This window comes from Kitasatospora sp. NPDC057223 (genome assembly GCF_042669755.1).
Classification (GTDB): Bacteria; Actinomycetota; Actinomycetes; order Streptomycetales; family Streptomycetaceae; genus Kitasatospora.
Map to the genome: position 1 here is coordinate 1 of NZ_JBHUWW010000271.1, position 3,878 is coordinate 3,878.

Consider the following 3,878-nt stretch of genomic DNA (forward strand, 5'->3'; position numbering starts at 1 on the left):
AGTGGCACGCCGGCTGGACCGACCACAAGGGCCACCACCACCCCGGGTACTGGCACAAGACCTGGCACAAGGCCTACGACACCAACCGCTGGGAGGCCGGCCACTGGATGAAGACCTGGCACAAGGGCTACTGGGAGCACCGCTGAACATCCCGGCCGGACCCGTAACCACCACGCACGAACCGGGGCTCCCGCACCCGCCGGGGAGCGGGAGCCCCGAACCACGGCCCCGTACAACTCATGAACGACTCCCGGGACACCTCGGCCCTGACCCGTGAGAACCAGCACGGAAGAAGGCCGAGCACCATGACCATCACCGCCGTCCCCACCACCACCGCGACCCGACCGACAGCAGCAGCCCCGTCGGCATCGAGTGGCCGCTCCCTTCCCGCCACCCGCGGCAGGTCGCCCGTCGGCACAGAGCGCTGGGAGGCCGCGTTCGGCACCTCACCCGAGGCGGTTGCACTCGTTCGCGCCGCGGCCCGCGCCTTCTTCGAACGCGTCCGCCCCGGCCACCCCCGCGAGGAGGAGGACCTGCTCCTCGTCGTCTCCGAACTCGTCACCAACGCGGTGCGCCACACCCACGGCCCCGGCACCATCACCGTCACCGCCCTCGACGACGAACTCGACATCGCGGTCTCCGACACCAGCCGCACCCCGCCCCTGCCGCGCCTGCCCGACCCCCAGGCCGGCACCGGCGGACTCGGCCTCCACCTCATCGCCGCCCTCTGCGGCATCCTCCAGATCACCCTCGACCCCGGCGCCGGCAAGACCGTCCACGCCCACCTCCCCTGCCAACACCACCCCGCCGACGCCCCCGGCCACCGAACCACGCCGGAACCCGCCCCGTTCAACCCCCGCCCCCGCAGCTGGTGAACCCGCCGCACAGGCGCGCACGCGGGTCCGCGAGCAACAGCCGAAGCCGGCCGCCGGCGCCGGGAGGTCGGCGGGAGAACGAGAACGGACGGTGGGTGGTCGCCGTCGCGTACGGCGACAGGACGCGGACGCACCGGGCCTCGGCCGCCCCCTCGGGAGGACGGACCGGGGTGCGGCCCGCACCCGGCCGCTCGGGACAAAGCCCAGGTAGGGGCTGCTTGAGGCCGGGAGCGCACCACACTCCGTACCGGGACGCATCGCGGCTTGATCGTGGACGGGAGTCGATCGAGGCTGACAGAAGGAACCGCCGGGACTTCGAGTTCGGGCTCCGTAACGCCTTCAGGCTGTAGAAGTCATCCAGCACCCGAAATCCTGGCCGTACCAGCGGACAGGAATGACCGACGACCGGCGGAACGGACGGCGTCCGACAGGCCACCCCGGGCCCGGCAGCGGCTGCCCGTGACCGGCGGACACGGCCGCGGACGGCCGCACGGCGCGGCGGAGCACACCCAGGGCCCTCGGGCGGCGAGGGGCGGGGGTACAGGAGAAGACCGGAGAAGGCCTGTCGCGTCGCCCCCCACGGGGAGCGTGTGCCTGCGTCACAGCACACAGGGACGGGGACAGCCGCCCTCGTCCAGGCGGCGGGACCAGGGCCCGGAACGACAGGCCGCCCCCGAGAGCGTCCGCACGGGCTCGACCTCGGTTGACCAGCAGCATCCCCGCACCGTTCCGGCCCACCGCGTCGGACTCGATGCCGCCCGGGTGGCCGCCGCCGATGCCGGCAGGTGGCTGAATCAGCTCGCGGTGGGCCGGCCTGGCGGCAGGGCGGGGGAGGTGGTGCGCAGGGCTTCACCGAGTTGGGTGCGGGTGGTGATTCCCAGTTTGGGGAAGATCCGGTAAAGGTGGGAGCCGACGGTGCGGTGGGAGAGGAAGAGCTGCTGCCCGATCTCGCGGTTGGTCAGGCCGGCTGCGGCCATGGTGGCGATCTGGAGCTCCTGGGCGCTGAGCTGCTCCAGGGCCGAGGGGATGCGCTGTCGGCTGTCCTCGCCCGCCGCCCGTAGCAGCTGACGGGCGACGTTGCTCCAGTGCGGCGACCCGAGGGCGTCGAAGATGTCGCGGGCCTGGCGCAGGGGTACGCGTGAGTCCGCGGGCCGGTGCAGACGGCGCAGCAGGCGTCCTCGGGCGAGGAGGAGGCGGGCCCGGTACGGGGGCCAGTGGCCTGATTCGTGGGTGAGGGCGTCCTTGAGGCGGAGTTCGGCGTCGTCGTCGGGGGCGAGGACGGCCCGGGTGTAGTGCAGGCACATCAGGTTCATGGGGGTGGGGAGGCGGTCGGCGAAGGTGTCGAGTCCGGTGAGGAGGCGACGTGCCTCGCTCTGGCGGCCGGTGTGGGCGGCGGCATCGGCGAGGTCGGGGGCGGTCCACCAGCGCATGTCGTGGTGGGTTTCGTCGGTGGGGTCGAAGGCGTTTCGCAGGAGGTGGAATGCTTCGTCGTGGCGGCCCGCCGCGATCGCGGCGACGCCGCGCACCTGCTGGATGCTGACCAGCAGGAAGCGGATCCCGGTCACGTGGGGGCTGCTGCGGGCCTGCAGCGCGAGGGTTTCTGCGAGGTCGTGCTCGCCGCGAAGGGCGGCGAGCATGGCCAGGTTGGTGGTGGCGGACGTGGCCCAGAACTGTTCGCCGGTTTCCTCGGCGAGGGTGGCGGCTTCTTCGCTCTCGGCGCGGACGCGGTCCCATTCGCCGGTCCACAGGCGGCCCCAGTTGCCGGCGCCCAGGGTACGGGCCAGCAGCGCCAGGCGGCCCTGGGAGCGGCAGCTCTCGGCGGCGGTGGCCATGTAGGAGGAGGCGGTGTGGAAGTCTCCGAGGATCAGGGCCGTGCTTCCGAGGAAGCGCATGACGTCGGGGTCGGAGCGGTTCGGTGTCACCTGACCCATGTGGGCGAGGGCGGTGGTGCCGTGGGTCTCGGGAAGGGCGTAGGCGCGGACGGCGAGCAGGCGCGGGTCGTCGGGCGGCAGGCCGAGCCGGTCGGGAGCGGCTGCGACGCTCTCACGCAGGTGCGGCGAGAGGTTTCCCCACCAGCAGCGGGAGGCGGCCCGCCAGAGCAGGTGGACGGCCAGGTCGCTGTGGCCGGACCGGTGTGCCTGCTCCGAGGCGTGCAGCAGGGTGTGGACCCGGGCCTCGTCGTGGATCGGGCCGGGCGCTGTGACCTCCTGGACGGCGGCGAGCCGGGCGTGCTCGGCCGGCCCCATCTGCGCCGGGTCGGACTTTTCGACGAGGCCGGCGGCGACGTGGCGGCGGCCGAGTTCGCCGGCGAGTTCCGCGGCGCCGAGCAGGAGGGATGTCCGGCGCGGTGGCAGGGCGGTCAGCGTGGAGGCCTGTCCCAGGGCTTCGACCGCGGCGGCGACACCGCCGCGGGCCCGGGCGCGGGCGGCGAACTCCTCCAGGAGGGTGGCCACCCCTTCGTCGGTGCCGAGGGTGGCGGCGGCCCGTTGCCAGACGTGCCGGTCCGGGTCGTCGGCCAGAACGGTGGACAGGGCGGCGTGGACGGCGAGCCGCTCGGCAAGGCCGGCCCGGGCGTAGACGGCGGAGCGGATCAGCGGATGGCGGAACCGGACCCGGTGGGTTTCGGGGTGTACGAGGCCCTCGTCGACGGCAGGTTGGAGTGTGTGGGCTCCGACCGGGGCGCCCTCGACGATCCCTGCGGCCCTGAGGAGTTGTCCGATCTCGCAGCCGTTCTCGGCGGCCGCTGCCAGCAGCAGGGTCCTGGTCGCCCGGGGCAACCGGGTGGCGCGGGCGCTGAACGCCTGTTCCAGGCGTTCGGTGAGGGGGACGAGGTCGGGCAGCCGGCCCGCCCGGTCGTCGTCGGCCAGGGCCCGGGGCAGTTCCACCAGCGCCAGCGGGTTGCCGGCGGCCTAGGTTCTGTCCGGCGGATCATGTGATCGCCTCGCGTGGCCCATTGTGTTGGTCGTGGGGCGGGGCGATCTGACGAACGACGAGTGGGTACAA

General features: G+C 73.3%; 2 protein-coding genes. One reads left to right on the forward strand and one right to left on the reverse strand.

All coding sequences use genetic code 11. The features are described from left to right. Window positions 1–305: 305 nt before the first annotated feature. Complete coding sequence (locus ACFUK0_RS39820; RefSeq protein ID WP_380258919.1) at window positions 306–875, forward strand: ATP-binding protein; 570 nt, start codon at window positions 306–308, stop codon at window positions 873–875. Window positions 876–1,669: 794 nt separating this feature from the next. Here ACFUK0_RS39820 and ACFUK0_RS39825 read toward each other — a convergent pair. Then, on the reverse strand, window positions 1,670–3,760 hold the full coding sequence (locus ACFUK0_RS39825) for a LuxR C-terminal-related transcriptional regulator (RefSeq protein ID WP_380258921.1): 2,091 nt from the start codon (window positions 3,758–3,760) through the stop codon (window positions 1,670–1,672). Between the last annotated feature and the right edge of the window lie 118 nt (window positions 3,761–3,878).